Raw genomic sequence first — 18,752 nt, 5'->3', positions numbered from 1 at the left:
ATCGACTGGCACCCAACCGCAATAATCAGTGGCCCTCAAGACTCCAAATGCTCATCACCCTCATCAGCGCGGTCGGCCCCGCCCTTGGCCCCCTGCTCGCAGCCGCCACCGGCTCCTACACGGCCATGGCCCTGAGCGCCGTGATACTGGCAGCCTTCTCTCTGTCCCTCGCCCGATTCTCATGAGGTGGCAGTCGCTCCCGGGCTCGGTTGCAGTAGGTGCATCTTGGATGCAACTGGCCACATCCAATCGCGACGCTCCCGAGACGCCTCCGATAGCAGAGAACCACGCCGGCCCGCAGATGAGGCGCCACAAGTGCGGACTCCGTGAAACTTGCTGCGTCGTCGTTGAGCGATAGGCACGTCCCTCTACGCCTACAGACCGGTTCGGAAAGGCCAGATCAAGCCATCAATCTTCCGGCGACGACGCATCGATAGCGATGCTTCTGACTTCGACGTTCAGAGCAAAGTTGGCCCGCTGCCGCGTTGCAGATGCCCGACGGGTCCACGTCCGCGAAGAGACCGCACTCGCGGCGGGGTACGTGAATCGGGCGGCACCGGTAAGCGGCTACCTGGCTCCGCTCGCGCGCATCCTCGCGACACATCCGGTACGACGACTAGGTCACTGAAGGCAGAAAGAGCCGATGACGGATGGCTGTCATACCGCCAGACGGGGACGACACTGTGGTGACCGTGTGGAAGGAAGTACTACAAGCAGCCACGACGACGGAAGTACGAGCCGATGATCGAGTGAGCCGGCGTCCTGGGCAACCTAACCAAGCTCGTTCCAGAGCAGCTTCATCTGTTCGCCGCTGACGTTGCTGCTTCCGCCGTAACGATCCCATTCTCCAGCGGACAAGCCGCTGACGAACTCCCGCAACTCATTGTAGGACTCGGGCGTGCTGCGCCCAGCAGCCGACCAAGCGGATGCGGCACGTTGTGCGGCCTCGCGTGGCAATCCAACCATGCGCATCCAGATCGCCTCTCGCGTGTTGACACCGTAAAACACCATCGATGGCACGTACGCCCCGATGTCTCCTTCATCAGTCTCCGTGCCGGCCCACGCCACACGTTGCAAAGCGCCCATTCCCCAGCTCGCGTTCGATGCAAGGGTGGAGTAAACGTAGCTCGCGAACTTGGCCGACCGCGCATATGGGAGCTGACTCGGATCGCCGTACTTAGCGACCATCTCTTCCATGCTCGTTCCGGAGACCCAATCCCGGAGAATCTTTGCGATGCGGGCTGGGTTGAAGGGACCGTTCAGGTCGTCGTTTCCGATGTCGAGCTCCGGCAAAGAGCCGAGCATGTCTATGCGGTCGGTAAGGACGCTGAGATCGTTCCCGAATAGTTCGGTGGGGATCCAGGACGCGTGGTCGTTGATACTGGCGTCGCGCGTGGCACGGTGACGGAGGACGTCGACAGTGATAGTGGAGAATCCAGTGCCATCCGCGAGCGCGACGAGACCCGGGTTGGGGGCCACCCGCTGTAGGTAGGCGCGGCACAGCCTCGCTAGTCGAGCGCCCAGCGCCTGGTCTTTGGCTACGGCCTGGCGGTAGACGAGACTGTTCCGGAGGAGGTCTTCAACGTCTTGCGCGGCGTCTTTCGCCCCCGACACCTTCATCGCGTGGGCGAGGTACTGCAGGAACGGTGACAGCGTCTCGTGTGCCCAGAGCGTCCGATAGTCGAGGTTCTCGGCGATGGTGTCGACGTTCTCGATGAGTCCGGCGAGCTGCGAGGCAACCTCGGCTGCCTCCTTGCGGAAGAAGTCCGCCCAGCTCTCGCGCTGGGCGTCATTCGTGACCGGGTATGCGACCACTCCGAGGTCGCTGAGGCGTCCCCGGCCCGCGCGCCCGGCAGTGTTCCAGAAGTCAGCGAAGGTCATCTCGCCTCCACGCCCCTTCTGGCGTGATTCGATGATGACGTTGTTGATGGGGAAGTTCACGCCTTGGGAGAGGGTCGTCGTTCCGCACACGATGTGGATCTCGCCGCGGTTGACGAGCTGCTCAATGAGCCGGCGCGTTTCGTGCGACATTCCGGCATGGTGATACGCGACACCTCGAATCAGGAGCGGCTCGAGTGGGTTGTTCGCCCCGAGTTCGTCGCGCACGTGCGCTATGACCGCATCGCGGAAGTCGGAGCCGGGTGTCGGTGACAGTTTGGCACTGAGTTCCTCTGCCCGGGTCATCGCAGTGGACTTGCCCCGGCACAGGATGAGGGTGACCCCTTCACGATGGCGGAGTGCGCCCGTCGCGATGGCGGTGAGTTCCTTCAGCGAACCTGGGCGACTGCGCTCATTGCCTAGTTGCATGCGAAAGCCGGCCGGAAGATTGCTGTTGTCGGCAGCCTCGGCTGTCTCCAGGAACACGTTGTAGTCGAGATTCTTGACTTTATGCACGTCAATGGATGCCACGACGCGCTGATTGGGCCGCCACTCCACACGGATGGGCGTTGCGCGCTCGTTGTCTCCGAGCCAATCAGCGAGCATCTCCGATCCAGGAAGGAAAGGTGAGAGAAGCAGAAAACGGACGTTCGCCCGGTCTCGTCGAATCGTTGCGAGCAGAAGCTCGAGCTTAGCTCCTCGTACACCGTCACTGATGTTGTGGGCCTCGTCTACGACTACCTGCGAGAGGTTGGCGACCGAGGTGTGACCGTCGCGGATCAGCAGGTCGAGTTTCTCGGGTGTCGTAACGAGAACGGAGGGCGGCCTCTCGAGGAGCGCATCCTCGGTAGGGTCGATCTGGACGGCCGGCGTGGCCTGCTCGACGGTGTAGCCGAGCCCTCGGAGGTCTCGCCGCAGCTCGTCCATGACCTGATTCACGAGCACGCGCGTGGGAACGACATACGCGATGGTTGACTGCGGGTTCAGCGCGAGCGTCTGAACGATGGACAGTTTCGCGAGCAGCGTCTTCCCGGCGCTGGTCGGCATCTCCACCACCACGGCGCGCGCGTACGGATCGAGAAGGCGCTGCTGCAGCGCCTTCTTCTGAGATGGCCAGAGTTCGAACAGCGGCTTTGCTGTTGCGGCGCTCGCCAGCTGGGACGCGAACTCTTCGACCTTCGCGCCGACACCCCCTAGTTGGGCCCACACAGAACCGGAAACCATGACCACAGCCACCGCGGAGGTCATGCGCGCAAGCCGAGAAAGGACGCCGTCGTGGATCTGCTCGGCTGCTTCGAGAGCACGGTCGCGGTGACGTTCGAGCTCGGCAACGACCCGCCCGCGTCCGCCATTGCCCGACTGCAGATATGTGCCTGTCGTCGTCACGAGCTGGGCGAGGTGGTAGCACGCTACCAACTCCATCACGCGTCGGTCCGCGTACGTGTCGTCACCTCCGTCGAGGTACTCCTCTTCCCATTCGGTCTGCTTCGCCCGAAGACCGTCCATCAGCTCAAGCGCAAGCTGAACATCCGCCCAGCCGTCATGTTTTCGGATCAGGAGGATGACGGCCACCGCTACATCCCGGAGAAGAAGATCTCGCCAGTCCTGAGGTGAATCGGTTGCGAGCCGTGCCCGGATTTCCGACGCCGACGGCAGTGCCTGAGCCAGCGCATGCTCCGCTTCGCTGGGACGCTCCGCAAGCACACCCGTTACGCCGAGATGGAACGCGAGAGCAAGGTTCCGGTCGAGGTAGCCATCTTCGAGCAGAAGAACTTCGGCGACGCCCGCATCCGCGACGTCACGCCAGCACGCGAATGCTTGGGAGAAGAGGGCGGTCTGCTCCTTGCCCGTCAGACTGAGCGCCCGCGTTTCAAGCACGTCTGCAGCGCGAGCAAGCGAGCGCCTCATCAGGTTCGATCCGCCGGAGGGCATCACACGCTGAATGATGGACGCTTGCTCCGCGTCACGACTGATCTGGTGAACTCCCGAGGCCTCCAACACAGATCGGAGATCGCTCATGCGGCGTCCTCCTCTGAGCCAACGCCGATGAGTTCAGCGAACTTGTCGACGAGAGCTTCGATGTCGTCCGTGTCCGTGGTTACGAGGTAGAACTCGACAACGCCAGGGGTGAATTGGTCCGGCGTATCAGCATACGACCCAAAATCCGCTGGCGCGGCTAGAGAAGAGGGCCGCACGAGCAGGCTCGTGAGATGCACGATGAGCCTAGGGTCGATGTCCTCGAATTGCATCCCGGCCAAACCGAACAGCGTCTGCGTCTCCGGATCGGTGCAGTACCGATAGGCCTGCATGATGCGCTCGAGAGTGCTGGCGCGCATCTCCAGCTGTTTCGCGTGGGACTTGCTGAGTGAGTCGTCGTTGTAGTCGACGACGCGAGGCGGTGCGGTGGGGTCACTCGACACCTTGGCTTCCCCGAGCATGAGATGAATGGCATCGTTCTCGTCTATGCGCACTCCGACTTGGTCGATGCCTCGCCCGGGCTGACGTGCCGACTCCCGGTCTCGCACTGAAATGTAACCATAACGAAACCCGCCGAGACGTTCTCCGACGTGGCCAAGCAGCACTTCGGCGAGATCGGAGCGGAGTACGTCGAAGTTGCCACCCCTCCGCTTAGCGATCTGCGTATCGGCGAGCATGCGGTTCAAGCGCGTCGTGTCAAGAACATCGACCCCAGCGAGCGGTGGCAGGGCTCCCGGCACGGGGTCGGGCAGCCGGCGAGCGGTGCGGAGAACTCGGTACATCGCCGCGAGACGCTCGAGCCAGTCGTCATCAGTCGCCGACAAGATGACGAGTCGATGTGGATCCACGCCGTGCTCATCAAGCGCGAACGAGATTCCGTCGCTCACCAACGTCCCCCTGCGCCCATCAATGCCCCCATGAACGCAAGCATAGCCATGGCATCCGACGCGGCCGCGCAGCGGCCTCCGGCGTCGGCGGGGTGTCGTCCTCAGGGAGAGGTAGGTCAGCCACGGCATGGCCACACCCGTCTTGACTCGTTCCGTGCGTGAACTCACTGCGATGCAAAGACCAGGTCATGGTCGTCTCTTGCAGATATATCGGCAAGTACTCCCTAAGTACAGCGCAGTCTGCTGTTGCGAGGGCACTCATCAGAATCCGCGTCTGGTAGATGGCTGAGCCCGGCAGATCCCACCTTCGAGGATGTCCGCTAGGCGGAAACCAACGGGTTGCTCGAGTTGATCGTACGAGCACGATGTGGGATCCCTGTCCGGACGCCAGCGACGGAACTGCGCCGTGTGCCGAAACCGCGCACCCTGCATTTGGTCGTACGCGACCTCGACAACGAGTTCGGGCCGGATTGCAATAAAGGACGGGTCCTTGCCCTGGCTCCATCGGCTCTGTGCGCCCGGCAGCCGGTCCGGATTCGATGTCACAGCGCCTCCCGTCCAGGGGTGACGCTCAGTGCCCGCTTCCAACGGACGCAGCTGCTCAACCAGCTGGGCGCGGCGGGCGGCCGTGAAGGATGCCGCGACGCCAACGTGTTGAAGAATCCCGTTGGCGTACAGCCCGAGCAACAAAGACCCCAGCAACGGCCTGTCCGGTGTTGACGATTTGTGTAGTCGATAGCCGGCCACCACACAGTCAGCAGTCCGCTCGTGCTTCACCTTGAACATCGTGCGCTTGTCAGGCTGATAGGTACCGTCGCGAGGTTTGGCAACAACCCCGTCAAGACCGGCGCCTTCGAACCGGGCGAACCACTCGCGAGCCGTATCGAGGCTCGACGTCGAAGGAGTCAAGAAGATGGGCGGCTGGCGGTTCGCCAGCATGGACTCAAGGCGCACTCGTCGCTCCTCGAACGGAGTGCGCATCAGATCGGTGCTCTCCTCAGCGATGAGGTCGAACGCGACGAAGGAGGCTGGAGTCTGCTCTGCAAGCTTTCGCACCCGACTGTCGGCGGGATGGATTCTCTGCTGCAGCGCGTCGAAGTCCAATCGATCATCGGCGATGACCACGAGCTCACCGTCAACCACGCACCGGCTCGGGAGATTGTCCTTCAGGGCTTCGATCACCTCAGGGAAGTACCTGGTCATCGGGCGTTCGTTGCGGCTGCCCAACACAATCTCGTCGCCGTCGCGGAACACTATCGTCCTGAAGCCATCCCATTTGGGCTCCGTGTGCCCAAGGTCCGGGATGTCGGACACGGCCTTCGCCAGCATCGGTTTCAGTGGCGGCATCACGGGAAGATCCATGAATACATCCTTGCGAGGTGGAGTCCGGCCGCCAAGCGTTGGCGTCAGATCAGGTCGTCGGAACCAGCTCGAATCCTCGCCATCTTCGCTTCCGCCTCTTGCTTCCGTCTGCGAATGTGGACGAGGCTCTCCTCCAGCGCTGCGACTTCGCCCAACCAGACCTGCCCGCGTGCCTCGACGAGGCGGTCCTCCGCGTTGGTTTCCATGATCTCGAGCCGGCCGAGCCCGTAGGGGTCGACATCGAGGAACCGGCACTTCGCGCAGGCGTTCTCGTGGACGCATGGCGTGGCGAAGGGACGTCGGCAATCTCCCAGAGCGACCTTGCGCAGCAAGAAGTGGTTCTCGAAGTCTGCCCACTCCTTCTCCGTCGCTTCGCGATTCTCTCCGTAGGGTCTCAAGGTCCGGCGGCGTGCGACAAACGCGTGGTGCGCCTCCAGGACGTGTTCGGGCCATACCGCGGTATATCCACGTGTGGTCTGCAGATTGAGATGGCCGAGCAGCTTGCTCGCGATATGGAGCGGCAGCCCGCTCGCCACCAGCTCAGTACTGAACAGTCGTCGGAAATCATGCGGCGTGAGAGTGACCTTCTGGCCGACATCGACGATGCGAGCGTGGTCAGCGATTTCAAGGAGGCGGTCCCGCACGTAGGCCTTCGACACGACCTCCTGACGTGCGCCGACGCGGCGGGCGAAAAGATGAGGCAGGGGATCGCTGAAGGTCTTTTCGTCGTTGTCGTATCGCACGGACAGCGGAATAACGGTCGAGCCGTCCTTGGCCCGGCGTTGCACTTCCACCAGCACCTTCACCAGTTCAGGGCTCATCGGAAGCAGCCGTTCGGTGTCAGTCTTGGACGGTACGACGTGAAGGAGCGGGACGATGGTGTTTGTCGTTGACGGCACGTACTGGCGCATCGACATTTGAGAAAGCTCGGTCAGCTCCTCGATACGAAGCCCGGTCTCCGCGAGGGTCTCTGTCACCGCCCAGCCCCAGAAGCTGTTTTCTTCGATGCGCGTGACATTCACTCGTCCGTTATCGAGCCGAGGAGGCCTGACACCCGGGGCGACAGCGATGAGTTTCGCCCACACATTCGTGCGCGCTGGCATGCCCTTCGGAACCGGTCGATCCAACCGTTCCAGCGTCCAACCGTCCACTTCGTACTCGTCGCCGTCTCGCGCCGCGAGCGTCGCGGCGAGCAGCTTCTGCCCACGGTCTTTCATGTCGCGAGCGGTCTCGACGAACTTGGGGAGATTGGGAGTGAGCATGCGAGTGCGAGCCTGCATCCGCGACTCCACCTGCCGACGCTTCTTCGCATGCGAGCGCGACACGGCGCGCGGGATCGGACACGGCGCTACCCATAACGACCACCGACCCGGCTCTTCATACGACCATTCGCTCAGGTCGCGGTACAGAGCGCGCACCGAGAAGAGCACCGATCCGGTGTCTTGTCGTGGCGACCCGTCAATGGTGGTCTGCAGCCGCTCCATCCAGGCGGTCGCGACTTCCTTGCTCAGCCGAAGATCTGTCTGGTCAGGGTTGATAGCCAGCACTTCGCACCAGAACACCCGCACCAGCTTGTAGGCAAGGCCTTCAAGAGATCCATAGTCCATTCCTGGTTTGACCTCGTTCAGGTAGTCAATGAGCAACTCGCGCACCGGGGATTCCGGGATGCCGTACCGCTGAACGAGGCCTGTCACAGTGTGCTGGCGCGATCTTGTGGAGGACGCCCACGCGCCCCGGAGCGTCGGCGGCTCGGACGCCAGCGGTCCGAGAGCGACAAGCAGTTCCCATGCCAGGTGCTCTCGATGCTTACGGTACGAGCTCCGAACGACGTCGGCATACGCCAACAGATCCTCACCACGGAGCTGAGCGATCCGCTTCCCAGTGCGCAAGAGGACACGCGCAATACACATCTCGGCATTTCGCTGAGCGAGGTCATTGGCCGCCTGATACGCGGGCAAAGAGCGCAAGCGCTCAATCGCCTCCGGCTCATGGATTTCCAGGAACAACGACGAGTTCCTGTTTTGATACACCGCTGACAGCTGCCACGAGTATGACGGCCGGACGACTCGAGCGAGCAGCAGTGCATTCAGCGCACCGACCAAGACTCGGGCTAGCTGGTCAACATCCCCTCCGACCGTGGCCGCCCAGGTCTTCGGAGCGGCGTCCAAACCGCTGAGAAGCCACCGCTCTTCCCAGGTGTCGCCCGGGAACTCATCAAGCCACCGAAGCAGGGCGACGATGGCTCGACGACGCCGGGCTATATGCTTCGTCGTGGTCTGAGCATCACCTTCTACTACCTCACGGATGTACGCCGCAGTCTCTTCCACGCGCATTCGCTGGGCTTCTTGAATGGGAGAGTCGTCGGGAGCCAGTGGTGCAGCGACCCCACAGTCATAGCCGACGACGTGACGCGCGCGGCCGAGGCCATCGACCGCAGGGTCCGGCGGAACAACCTCTTTGCGAATCGCTAGTGACCTTCGGCGCGTTTCCAACGCAGCCGTTCGCGCTGCGTTCCTCACGCTGACTGCAGCATCGGTCAAAGCGAGTCGGTCTGGAGACGTCGGCGGTAGGGCATCGCCCTCGGGAACTTCGGGCATCAACTCAGGCCCAGCAACTCGCGGACGGCGGCCTCGTCGTATGCCGGTTCGACCGTCGGCGATGGACCCTTCGGCCGTGCGTAAAACTCCAGCGCTCTGGCCACGAGGTCCTCCATTCTGGGCTGTGTGTAGATCGTAGTGGTGCTGATGTTGGCGTGCCGGAGGATGGCCTGTACGTCCACGAGTGAGAAACTGCCATCTGCGAGAAACCGTTCAGCAGCAGTGTGCCGCAGGTCGTGCAAGGTCCAGTTCGAGCCCAGCGCCTTCTGCGCGCGAGCAAACATCGCTCGGGCTGCGTGGTAGTTCAAGGGCCGACGCGGCGAACCCTGCAACGTCCACCACACTGCGTCCCCGGGATTCGCGGGCTGACCTTCCCGCATGTAGACACCCAACCATACAAACGAGTCGGGGCTCGCGGGCACGATCTCACGGGCCCGCGAGCCCTTCGATTCGACCGTGAGCGTCATGGCTCCAAAGTCGTAGTCTTGGCCGTGGACTAGGCCCAAAAGTTCTTGTGCACGCACTCCGCTAGACAGCCAGAACGACATTAATGCGCGATCACGATTGCTCTTCAAAGCACCGAAGATGAGATCCATCGGGTCGTCGGGGATGCCCCGCCAGGTCGGCTTCGGCTCCTTTTGCCGGTAGACAGCGCGCTTCCGCCGTGAGAAGTCGTACATCGGATTGTGGTGAGCATCGTGGCGCCCCGTCCGGCGGGCCCTCCCGGCCGGAACCGGGTTCACTAACGGGCCAAGATCTGCCTCGAGGGCGAACTCGTAGAACTCCCTCAGCACGGTGAGCTGATGATTGATTGTGCGCGGGGCGAAGGTCACAGCCGGTGCACTCTTGTGCGTCAAACCGTTGATCTTCGGAGGATCCAGATTCCGCCTCAGCGCGTTCGCCGTGGGAGTCGCTCGCATGTGCTCGACCAACGCTCGCACATCAGCTCGTTCGGCCTTCTCCCATGGGATGAACCTGTCGTTCAAGAAACGCAGCCAACGCAACAAGTCGTACGCGTAGCTACGCAACGTCGAAGGTGGGCTATCGGATGCTAGCTTTTCTCGCAGAAATAGCGTGACTTCGGGATGCTCCTCATTCGGGAAGAGCACGCGGTACGGCACGCCATCGTCAAACGCGGCCACCTTACCCAGCCCCAGCGGTGCTTGCCCCATGATCCTCACGTTGGCATGCACACGTCACCTCAGTCCAATGAACACGCCGAGCCACCCGAAAGAGTTCAGTCAACATGTCGCGGGCTGATCGCCTGGGACGGCCATGCGCTGGAGATCGGCTCGCGCGGCGCGAAGCCGCTGACCCGGTACTTCCCCGAGCTCGTGGAACAGCTTCCGCAGCTCCTGCCCGGCCCCTGCCTGCTGGACGGCGAGATCGTCGTGACGACCGGATCCGGCGACCAGCGCCTGGACTGGGAGGCGCTCAGCCAGCGCATCCATCCCGCCGCCTCGCGGGTGGCGAAGCTCGCGGCCGAGACGCCGGCGATGTTCGTCGCCTTCGATCTGCTGGTGGAGGGAGACGAGGATCTGCAGCGACTCCCGTTCCGCGAGCGACGCGCGAGGCTGGAGCGGATGCTGGCGGGCGCCCGCTCCCCGCTGCATCTGACCCGCACGACCAACGACCCCGACCTCGCACGCCGCTGGCTGGCGGAGTTCGAGGGCGCGGGACTCGACGGCGTGGTCGCCAAGCCGCTGGACGATCCGTACGCACCCGGCAAGCGCACGCTGATCAAGATCAAGCACGCTCGCACGGCGGATGTCGTGGCCCTCGGCTACCGCATCCACAAGAGCGGCTCGGGCGTGGGCTCGCTGCTGGTGGGGCTGTACGGCGCGGACGGCGAGCTGCGGCAGGTGGGCGGCGTGGCCGCGTGGACGGATGCCATGCGCCGGCAGCTCGTCGAGGACCTGGCTCCCCTGGTGGAGCGCGATGAGTCCGGCAAGGCCGTGACCGGCGAGGGCGAGCGCTCCCGGTTCACCGGCGCGAAGGACGTCTCGTTCGTGCGGCTGCGCCCGGAGCGCGTGCTGGAGGTGCGCTACGACCAGTTGGAGGGCGCGCGGTTCCGGCACACCGTGCAGTTCGAGCGCTGGCGCCCCGACCGCGACCCGCGCTCGTGCACGTACTCGCAGCTCGAGGTCGTCCCCTCGTACGCGCTCTCGGACGTCCTCGCCTGATCAGTCCGGCCAGTTCTCGGCGACCTTCTTCGAGGGCTGCACGCGCGGGGGCTCGCCGGGCATCTTCGGGAACTCCGGCGGGAAGGACAGCTCGCCGAGCCCGCTCGACACATCCCGCTCCCACCACTGCAGCAGCGTGTCGATGCGGCCCGGGGAGTCCTGCATCCGCGCCCACGGGTCGCCGATCTCGGCGAGCCTGCCTGGGATCGTCCGCACCGTGAACCGGGTCGGGTCGACGTCGTCGAGCTCATCCCACTCGATCGGGGTCGACACCGGTGCACCCGGCTTGGCGCGCGGGCTGTACGCCCCGGCCATGGTGCGATCCCGGTTGGCCTGGTTGAAGTCGACGAAGATGCGCCGTCCGCGCTCCTCCTTCCACCAGCTCATGGTCACGGCGTCGGGCATCCGCCTCTCCAGCTCTCGCCCGGCGGCGATGACGGCGTGCCGCACCGTGAGGAACTCCCACTCCGGCACGATCGGGCAGAACACGTGCAGGCCGCGGTTGCCGCTGGTCTTGATGAACGGCTCCAGCCCCGCCTCGCGAAGCACCGCGCGCAGCTCGTGTGCGGCGACGATGCCCTCCGCGATGCCGGTTCCGGGCTGCGGGTCCAGATCGATGCGCAGCTCCACGGGGTTGTCGGTGTTCGACGCGAGCGACGCCCACGGGTGGAACACGATGGTGTTCATCTGCACAGCCCACACGATGGCGCTGGTGCGGTTCAGCACGATCTGCGGGTGGCTGCGACCGGAGTTGTACGTGACCATCACGGCATCCACGAAGTCGGGCGTGCCCTTGGGCGGATTCTTGGAGAAGAACCCACCGGCGCCGGGGTCGCCGTCGTCTGCCGAAGAGCGGATGCCGTCGCGGAACCGCTCCAGCGACACCGGACGATGCCCGTTGGCCGCGAGGAACGGCGCGGACACCTGCTGCATGTACTCCGCGTACTCCGCCTTGGTGATGCCGTCACCGCCGTCGGGCCAGATCACCTTGTTCGGGCTGGACAGCGAGACCTCGCGCTCGCCGTCGGCGTCGGTGACTCTCAGACTCACGCGCTCGGATGCCATGTGCCGACCCTACGTGCTCCGATGCCGCCGCGACAGCGGTATCCGCCGCATCGGCTCGACCCGACGCGACTCAGTCCTCGCCGAGGTCGACGGCCAGCACCATCACGGCGCTGAGGTCCTCGCGCTCGATGGCGATGGAGGGACCTGCGATGTCGACCAGGATGCCCGCGATCTCGCTGTGATCGGTGAGCACCTTCGCCAGCTGCTCGGGCTCGAAAGGCATGGGCTGGTCCTTGCGGCCCAGCGCCACCACCTCGAGCGGGTGCGAGAAGATCTGCAGGAAGCGCCGGCCGTCGGTGGTGTGCGCCTCGGCGATGCCGACCGGCTGACCGTTGGTGCCGTCGTTGATGGCCACCCAGGAGCGCGTCTTCGCCAGTGCCTCGGCGATCTTGACAGGTGTCTCCTCGTCGCGCGGACCGGCCAGCAGAGCCTTGACGCGCGTGGCGGCGTCGCCCTGCTCGAGCGCGCGCTGCAGCAGTTCGGTGGGGAAGACCACGCGGTGCGGGCCGGACGAGTTGTCGATGATGATGCCGGTGAATCCGCCGTCGACGACCTGCTGGTAGATGGCTGTGACGGGCTGCGCGATGGCGGAGGTGGACGCCGCGTCCTCCTCGCTCGTGACGGACGCCTGCAGTGCCGCGCCCGAGCTGTACGCGAGCATGAACGACTGGTCCTCGTCGCGGATGATGCTGATCGAGAGCGGCTGGTCCGAGGCCATCTGCTCGCGAGCGTCGCCGTGCACGCGCAGGTACAGGTGCCCCTGCAGCGACTGGCGCATGACGCCCAGCAGCTGCTCGTTGGTGGCGCCCTCCTCGACCTGCGCGAGGGCCTCGCGCAGCAGCACGTTGTCGATCAGGCCCTCGACGGTGTGGGTCTGCTCCGGCGGCGCGGCGGGCGCGAGCGGCAGGTTCACGCCGCCCATCCCCAGGGGTGCGCCGGGGCGCGACTGGGAGTTCGGAGCCTGGACGGGCGCCGCGGTGTCCTCCGCGCCCGCCTCGGTCACCGCCGGGGTCTCCGGAGGCAGCTCCAGCGCGGGGCCGGCATCGGCGCCGACGCCGCGGAACGCCTGCACGGAGATGCCCACGGAGGGGACGGGTGCGGCGGGCGCCTCGGGCTGAGCCTCGTCGGCGGCGGTGTCGACAGGGGCTTCGGGCTCGACGTCCGGCTGGGAGTCGGACTTCTTGCGGCGAGAGAAGAGGGCCATATCTGCCAGCCTAATCTCCGCACCGGGGTGCTCCGCCACAGGATCCGCGACAGGATCCGCTACAGCTTGACGATCGGCGCGATCTTGATCAGCAGCTTCTTCTGCCCCGCGGTGTCGAACCGCACGTGCGCGATGCGCTTGGCGCCCTCGCCGGTCACCGCATCCACGCGCCCCTCGCCGAAGTCGTCGTGCCGGATGCGATCGCCCGCAGCCAGCTCGAGGTCGCCGTTGTCGCGCACCTTGGCCGTGACCCTGTTGGGGAAGCGGTCCATGGCGGTGGAGAGCGGCTTGAGCCCGTCCCGCTTGGGCAGCGCCTTCACGCCGAAACGATCGTTCGAGGAGCCGGAGCCGCCCCAGCCGCCGGAGCGCCGCGCGTTGAGCGCCCGCGACTGCATGCCGCCGCGGGAGTTGACGTCGCCCGGCGACTGCCGCCACTCGATGAGCTCGGCGGGGATCTCCTGCAGGAACCTGCTGGGCATCGCCACCGACACCTCGCCGAACTGCGCGCGGGTCATGGCCAGCGAGAGGTGCAGGCGCTTGCGCGCACGTGTGATGCCGACGTAGAACAGCCGCCGCTCCTCCTGCGGGCCGCCCGGCTCGCCGGCGGAGATGCGATGCGGGATGAGGTCCTCCTCGACGCCGGTGACGAACACCGCGTCGTACTCCAGGCCCTTCGCGGTGTGCATGGTCATCAGCGAGACCACGCCGGACTCGTCGTCGAGATCATCGGCATCCGACACCAGCGCGACCTCGGTGAGGAAGTCGACGATGGTGCCGTCCGGGTTGTTGCGGGCGAAGTCTCGCGCGACCGCGACGAACTCGTCGAGGTTCTCGAGTCGGGCCTCGTCCTGAGGGTCGCGGCTGGCGCGCAGCGCGTCGAAGTAGCCGCTCTTCTGCAGCAGCACGGTCAGGCCCTCTGCCACGGACGTGGACGGCGGGACTTCGCCGGATGCCGGCTGCACGATCTCCGCGGCCTCGCCCAGCACCGCGTCCAGTCGCGCGATGGCGGCCTGCAGCTTGGGGCCCACGCCGAGCTCGCCGGAGTGCCGCAGCGCATCGCGGAAGCTGATGCCGTGCTGCTCGGCGAACATGCCGATGGAGGTCTCCGTGACGGCCCCGATGCCGCGACGCGGCCTGTTGAGGATGCGGCGCACCGCCATGTCATCGGCGGGGTTGGCGACCGCGACCAGGTAGGCCAGGGCGTCCTTGATCTCGGCGCGCTCGTAGAACTTCGTGCCGCCCATGATCTTGTAGGGCAGAGCCGCGCGGATGAAGATCTCCTCCAGCGCACGGGACTGCGAGTTGGTGCGGTAGAAGACCGCCATCTCGGAGTACGGGATGCCCTCACGGCGCAGTCGCTCGATCTCGTCGGCGACGAACTGCGCCTCGTCGTGCTGCGAGTAGCCGGTGAAGCCGACGATCTTCTCGCCGGCGCCCTTGTCGCTCCACAGGTTCTTCGCCTTGCGGTCGAAGTTGTTGCCGATCAGCGCATTGGCTGCGGAGAGGATGTTCTGCGTGGAGCGGTAGTTCTGCTCGAGCAGCACGACCTTGGCGCCGGGGAAGTCGCGCTCGAACTCGGTGATGTTGCGGATGTCGGCGCCGCGGAACGCGTAGATGGACTGGTCGGAGTCGCCGACCACCGTCAGCGAGGCGCCTTCGGCAGCCTCCCCGGCGGATGCCGCGGGCTCGGGTTCGAAGATCATCATGCCGTTCGAGGCATATGGCTCAGGGGCTTCCCCCTCGACAGGCTTGGTGAGCTCGCGGATCAGCGAGTACTGCGCGTGGTTGGTGTCCTGGTACTCGTCCACGAGGATGTGCCGGAAGCGCCGCCGGTACACGTTCGCCACCCGCGGGAAGGCCCGGAACAGGAACACCGTCTGGGCGATGAGGTCGTCGAAGTCGAAGGCGTTGGCCTTCTGCAGCGCCCGCTGGTAGTCGCTGAAGATCTCCACGAAGGTGCGCTCGGCGGGGTCGGACATGTTGGCCTGGCGGGCGTAGCCCTCGGCATCCAGCAGCTCGTTCTTGAGCTTGGAGATGCGCGACTGCACCGCTCCGGGCGTGAGCCCGTAGGCATCCGCCTCGTGCTCCTTGACCAATCGCTTCAGCAGCGCCCGCGAGTCGCCGGAGTCGTAGATGGTGAAGGACTTCGTGAAGCCGAACTGCTCGGCCTCGCGGCGCAGGATGCGCACGCAGGCGGAGTGGAAGGTGGAGATCCACATGCCGCGCGCGACGTCGCCCACCAGCCCATGCACGCGCTCGCGCATCTCGCCGGCTGCCTTGTTGGTGAACGTGATGGCCAGGATCTGGCTGGGCCAGGCCTCGCGCTGCTGCAGCAGCAGGGCGATGCGGCGGGTGAGCACGCTGGTCTTGCCGGAGCCGGCACCCGCGACGATCAGCAGCGCGCTCCCGCGATAGGTCACGGCCTCGAGCTGCTGCGGGTTCAGGCCGGTCAGCAGCGCGGCGCGCCCGTCTGAGGGGCGAGGGCCGGAGGATGCGGGGACGATGAGTGGGGCGTCGGTCATGGCCCTTCGAGTTTAGGCTGTGCCCCCGACACCCGCCCGGTCGTCGTGCTCCCGGCATCCCGGCGAGCGCACGATCGTCGACACCGCCTGGGATGCCGCCGTGACGCCGCGCCACCGGGCGCGTTACCATCGAGCCACGGCTGCCCCTCTTCGGGCGGCGTGGGAGGCAGGCCCATGATCGACATTCTCGACGAGTCGGAGTGCTTCGCGCTGCTCGGATCCACCACGGTGGGGCGCGTCGGCATCATGCGCAGCGGGCGGATCGAGATCATCCCGGTGAACTACCGGCTGGACGGGCGCGACGTGCTGCTGCGGACCAAAGCCGAAGGAGCCCTCGCCGGGCTCCCCGACGAGCCCACCGTCGCCTTCGAGGTCGATCACCACGATGATCTCGCGGGCACAGGGTGGAATGTCCTCCTGAACGGGACGGTCCGGGCTATGACACCGGACGAGGTGTCGTCCATGCCCGGCGCTCTGCGAGTGCGCCCCTGGGCGGGTGGCGAGCGCGAGCTCTGGCTGCGCTTCACGGCCGACCAGGTGTCCGGTCGCCGCGTGCGCCGATCGCAGGCCTGAATCCCCGTCCGACCTCAGCGGAAGAACGCGACGCCCAGGTCGGCGTGGTCGACGAAGACGCCGTCCAGGCCGGTGTCGGCGAGCACCCGCCACTCGGCCTCGTAGTCCCCGAACGCGGCCTTGCCGCCTGCGGTGCGGAACCGTGCCGAGAGGAACTGGTTCTCGGGCCGGCAGGTCCAGGTGAACACCCGCAGCCCCCTGGCGTGCGCGTCGGCGACGATCGTGGAGCCCGGATCCAGCAGCATCCGCTTGTTGACGCTGATGCCGTCGACGGCCCCCTGCAGAGAATCCAGACCGGCCGCGGTGACGAACGACGCATACTCGGGCGCATCCGGCCCGAGCCGATCCACCAGGTCGAAGGGACGGCCGGACGCCTCGATGAGGTAGACGAAGGATGCCGCGATGCCGGTGCGCCGCAACCGCATCAGCACGGTCTGCTCGAAGGACTCGATCACCAGCGGCAGCTCCCCCGCGGCCCAGCCTTCCGCGCGCAGGTCGCGCTCGATCAGCGGCACGAGGTCCAGCCCGATCGAGGCGAAGTACGTGGCGTGCTTCACCTCGAGCACCAGGCCGATCTCACGGCCGTGCTCGACGGACGCCTCGCGGATCATCGCCAGCAGGTCCGGCAGACGCAGGATCGGCTGCCGATCGTCGAAGGTCGCGCTCGAGGTGCGGATGCGCGGCAGGCGCTCGCGGGTGCGCAGCGTGGCCAGTTCGTCCCAGGTGAAGTCGTCGGTGAACCAGCCCGTCAGTCGCTCGCCGTCGATGCTCTTCGTCGTGCGGCGGTCGGCGAACTCCGGATGCTCGGCGACATCCGTCGTACCGGAGATCTCGTTCTCGTGCCGGATGACCAGCACGCCGTCGCTGGTGGCCACGACGTCCGGCTCGACGGCATCCACGCCCATCGCGAACGCCAGCTCGTACGAGGAGCGGCTGTGCTCCGGACGGTAACCGGGGGCACCGCGGTGCCCGATGATCAGAGGCGATTTCCTGGGCACGCTCTCAGCGTAAAGCACCCCGTTCATAGGCGGGCACCAGTATCGTTGAGGAAAGAGTTGACCGATCCCTCGGGAGCAGAGGCCACACCATGAGCAACTTCGTCTTCAACAACCCGGCGTTCCAGCAGCAGGATCCGCGCAAGGTCGCCACGTACCCGGGCACGCCCGGCAGCGCCCGGCAGGGGCAGAACGCGCAGGGCCCGTACGCCCCGCCGCCGCCCGCTGCGGCCGCGCAGCAGGCAGCCTTCGGCCAGGCCGGCATCAACGCCGCCGCCCAGGCCAACCTCGAGGGCATGTACACCGCACCGTCGGCGGGTGCCCTCGAGACCGATCGGATGACGGTCGAGGACACGGCCTGGAAGACCGCCGGCCTGTTCGGCATCCTGCTGGTGGCTGCGGTCGTCGGCTGGGTGTGGACGCTCGGCGGGGTCGTCGCGCGGCCCGGCGCCATCGCCTCCATCCTCCCGTGGATGATCGGGGCCTTCGGCGGATTCGTCCTGGCCATGATCGTCACCTTCACCTCCCGCAAGAAGGTCCGCCCCGGGCTGATCTTCGGCTATGCGGTCTTCGAGGGCCTGTTCGTCGGCGGCATCTCGGCGTTCTTCGAGACCATGTGGCCGGGCCTGGTCATGCAGGCGACGCTCGCGACGGTGGCCGTCGTCGGTGTGACGCTCGCACTGTTCGCCAGCGGCAAGGTCCGCGCGTCCGCCAAGATGACCAAGATCGTCATGATCGCCATGATCGGGTACCTGGTGTTCCAGGTGATCAACCTCATCATGATGTGGACCGGCGCCATCGACAGCTCGTACACGTTCGGCGCCTACAGCATGAAGATCGCCGGCATCCCGGTGGGTCTCATCATCGGCATCCTCGTCGTCTTCATGGCCGCCTACTCGCTGGTGATGGACTTCGACCAGATCCAGCAGGGCGTGCGCAACGGCGCTCCCCGCAAGTACGGCTGGGTCGGCGCTTTCGGCATCATGGTCACCGTCGTCTGGCTGTACGTCGAGATCCTGCGCATCCTCGCGATCCTGCGCAATAACTGACGCACTGATTCACCGGGAACGGCCGCTCTCCTCGGAGGGCGGCCGTTCTCGTACCCGCGACACGCCCTGCGATTCGGCCCCTGCACGCGAAGTGCGCGACAATGTCTGCACGACAGACCGTCGTGAACCTGAAAGAAACGGAGACTCCATCATGGGCTTCCTCGGATTTCTGCTCCTCGGACTGATCGCCGGCGCGATCGCCAAACTCATCCTCCCCGGCAAGCAGGGCGGCGGCTGGTTCGTCACGCTGCTGCTCGGCGTCGTCGGCGCGCTCGTCGGCGGCTGGATCGGCAGCCTCTTCGGACTCGGGATCGAATCGTTCTTCAACCTCGGCACGTGGCTGTGCGCGATCGGCGGCTCGATCATCGTGCTGCTGATCTACGGCGCCATCGCCGGCCGGGGCAGCCGCAAGGCCTGACGGCCACGGTGCGAGCAGGGGAGGCGGATCTTCGGATCCGCC

Annotated in this window: 14 protein-coding genes; 5 read left to right on the top strand and 9 right to left on the bottom strand. The window is 65.7% G+C overall.

Features of this window, described 5'->3' with window-relative positions:
- Window positions 1-185 (top strand): hypothetical protein (locus Q0568_RS14260; protein ID WP_298867638.1); only part of this gene is annotated, 185 nt, incomplete at its 5' end.
- A gap of 586 nt (window positions 186-771) precedes the next feature.
- On the opposite strand, the gene Q0568_RS14255 is transcribed toward Q0568_RS14260, so the two are convergent.
- From Q0568_RS14255 to Q0568_RS14235, 5 genes are all read right to left on the bottom strand, one after another.
- A complete protein-coding gene (locus Q0568_RS14255) occupies window positions 772-3,897 on the bottom strand; it encodes a DEAD/DEAH box helicase (protein ID WP_298867636.1) in 3,126 nt (1,041 codons plus the stop codon).
- Window positions 3,894-4,742, bottom strand: a complete 849-nt coding sequence (locus tag Q0568_RS14250) for a hypothetical protein (RefSeq protein WP_298867634.1) — start codon at window positions 4,740-4,742, stop codon at window positions 3,894-3,896. The genes Q0568_RS14255 and Q0568_RS14250 overlap by 4 nt, the downstream gene beginning before the upstream one ends.
- A 261-nt stretch (window positions 4,743-5,003) precedes the next feature.
- Window positions 5,004-6,104, bottom strand: a complete 1,101-nt coding sequence (locus tag Q0568_RS14245; RefSeq protein ID WP_298867632.1) for an ATP-dependent DNA ligase — start codon at window positions 6,102-6,104, stop codon at window positions 5,004-5,006.
- A gap of 44 nt (window positions 6,105-6,148) precedes the next feature.
- Window positions 6,149-8,437, bottom strand: a complete 2,289-nt coding sequence (locus Q0568_RS14240) for a tyrosine-type recombinase/integrase (protein WP_298867630.1) — start codon at window positions 8,435-8,437, stop codon at window positions 6,149-6,151.
- Window positions 8,438-8,700: 263 nt separating this feature from the next.
- Window positions 8,701-9,894, bottom strand: coding sequence for a tyrosine-type recombinase/integrase (locus Q0568_RS14235; protein ID WP_298867628.1), 1,194 nt, complete (start codon window positions 9,892-9,894; stop codon window positions 8,701-8,703).
- Here Q0568_RS14235 and Q0568_RS14230 point away from each other — a divergent pair.
- On the top strand, window positions 9,889-10,884 hold the full coding sequence (locus tag Q0568_RS14230; protein ID WP_298867626.1) for an ATP-dependent DNA ligase: 996 nt from the start codon (window positions 9,889-9,891) through the stop codon (window positions 10,882-10,884). The two genes, Q0568_RS14235 and Q0568_RS14230, sit on opposite strands and share 6 nt — an antisense overlap.
- Here Q0568_RS14230 and Q0568_RS14225 read toward each other — a convergent pair whose 3' ends face one another.
- From Q0568_RS14225 to Q0568_RS14215, 3 genes are all read right to left on the bottom strand, one after another.
- On the bottom strand, window positions 10,885-11,949 hold the full coding sequence (locus Q0568_RS14225; protein WP_298867624.1) for an ATP-dependent DNA ligase: 1,065 nt from the start codon (window positions 11,947-11,949) through the stop codon (window positions 10,885-10,887). It lies immediately after the preceding gene.
- A 70-nt stretch (window positions 11,950-12,019) separates the two neighbouring features.
- The gene (locus tag Q0568_RS14220; protein ID WP_298867620.1) at window positions 12,020-13,153 is read right to left on the bottom strand and encodes an SseB family protein; all 1,134 of its coding nucleotides are present in this window, start codon (window positions 13,151-13,153) and stop codon (window positions 12,020-12,022) included.
- Between the two features lie 59 nt (window positions 13,154-13,212).
- Complete coding sequence (locus tag Q0568_RS14215) at window positions 13,213-15,675, bottom strand: ATP-dependent helicase (RefSeq protein WP_298867618.1); 2,463 nt, start codon at window positions 15,673-15,675, stop codon at window positions 13,213-13,215.
- Between the two features lie 174 nt (window positions 15,676-15,849).
- Here Q0568_RS14215 and Q0568_RS14210 point away from each other — a divergent pair, with 174 nt between their 5' ends.
- The gene (locus Q0568_RS14210) at window positions 15,850-16,248 is read left to right on the top strand and encodes a pyridoxamine 5'-phosphate oxidase family protein (protein ID WP_298867617.1); all 399 of its coding nucleotides are present in this window, start codon (window positions 15,850-15,852) and stop codon (window positions 16,246-16,248) included.
- Window positions 16,249-16,262: 14 nt separating this feature from the next.
- Here Q0568_RS14210 and Q0568_RS14205 read toward each other — a convergent pair whose 3' ends face one another.
- Entirely contained in the window at window positions 16,263-17,246 is a 984-nt protein-coding gene (locus Q0568_RS14205; protein ID WP_298867614.1) for a glycerophosphodiester phosphodiesterase family protein, read from the bottom strand.
- An 89-nt stretch (window positions 17,247-17,335) separates the two neighbouring features.
- Here Q0568_RS14205 and Q0568_RS14200 point away from each other — a divergent pair, with 89 nt between their 5' ends.
- Together Q0568_RS14200 and Q0568_RS14195 are read left to right on the top strand one after the other, a co-directional pair.
- Entirely contained in the window at window positions 17,336-18,292 is a 957-nt protein-coding gene (locus Q0568_RS14200; RefSeq protein ID WP_298867612.1) for a Bax inhibitor-1/YccA family protein, read from the top strand.
- A gap of 151 nt (window positions 18,293-18,443) precedes the next feature.
- Window positions 18,444-18,710 carry a GlsB/YeaQ/YmgE family stress response membrane protein gene (locus Q0568_RS14195; RefSeq protein WP_298867610.1) on the top strand — a complete coding sequence of 89 codons (267 nt, stop codon included), beginning with the start codon at window positions 18,444-18,446 and terminating at the stop codon, window positions 18,708-18,710.
- Window positions 18,711-18,752 lie beyond the last annotated feature (42 nt).

The organism is uncultured Microbacterium sp. (assembly GCF_937927635.1).
Taxonomy (GTDB): domain Bacteria; phylum Actinomycetota; class Actinomycetes; order Actinomycetales; family Microbacteriaceae; genus Microbacterium.
This window is presented reverse-complemented; position numbering and strand designations above follow the sequence as displayed.

Excerpts from the sequence above, each read along its gene's own strand:
- Q0568_RS14255 (WP_298867636.1), bottom strand. The coding sequence starts at position 3,897 with ATGAGCGATCTCCGATCTGTGTTGGAGGCCTCGGGAGTTCACCAGATC.
- Q0568_RS14225 (WP_298867624.1), bottom strand. The coding sequence starts at position 11,949 with ATGGCATCCGAGCGCGTGAGTCTGAGAGTCACCGACGCCGACGGCGAG.
- Q0568_RS14215 (WP_298867618.1), bottom strand. The coding sequence starts at position 15,675 with ATGACCGACGCCCCACTCATCGTCCCCGCATCCTCCGGCCCTCGCCCC.
- Q0568_RS14200 (WP_298867612.1), top strand. The coding sequence starts at position 17,336 with ATGAGCAACTTCGTCTTCAACAACCCGGCGTTCCAGCAGCAGGATCCG.
- Q0568_RS14230 (WP_298867626.1), top strand. The coding sequence starts at position 9,889 with ATGCACACGTCACCTCAGTCCAATGAACACGCCGAGCCACCCGAAAGA.
- Q0568_RS14245 (WP_298867632.1), bottom strand. The coding sequence starts at position 6,104 with ATGGATCTTCCCGTGATGCCGCCACTGAAACCGATGCTGGCGAAGGCC.
- Q0568_RS14220 (WP_298867620.1), bottom strand. The coding sequence starts at position 13,153 with ATGGCCCTCTTCTCTCGCCGCAAGAAGTCCGACTCCCAGCCGGACGTC.
- Q0568_RS14240 (WP_298867630.1), bottom strand. The coding sequence starts at position 8,437 with ATGCGCGTGGAAGAGACTGCGGCGTACATCCGTGAGGTAGTAGAAGGT.
- Q0568_RS14195 (WP_298867610.1), top strand. The coding sequence starts at position 18,444 with ATGGGCTTCCTCGGATTTCTGCTCCTCGGACTGATCGCCGGCGCGATC.
- Q0568_RS14210 (WP_298867617.1), top strand. The coding sequence starts at position 15,850 with ATGATCGACATTCTCGACGAGTCGGAGTGCTTCGCGCTGCTCGGATCC.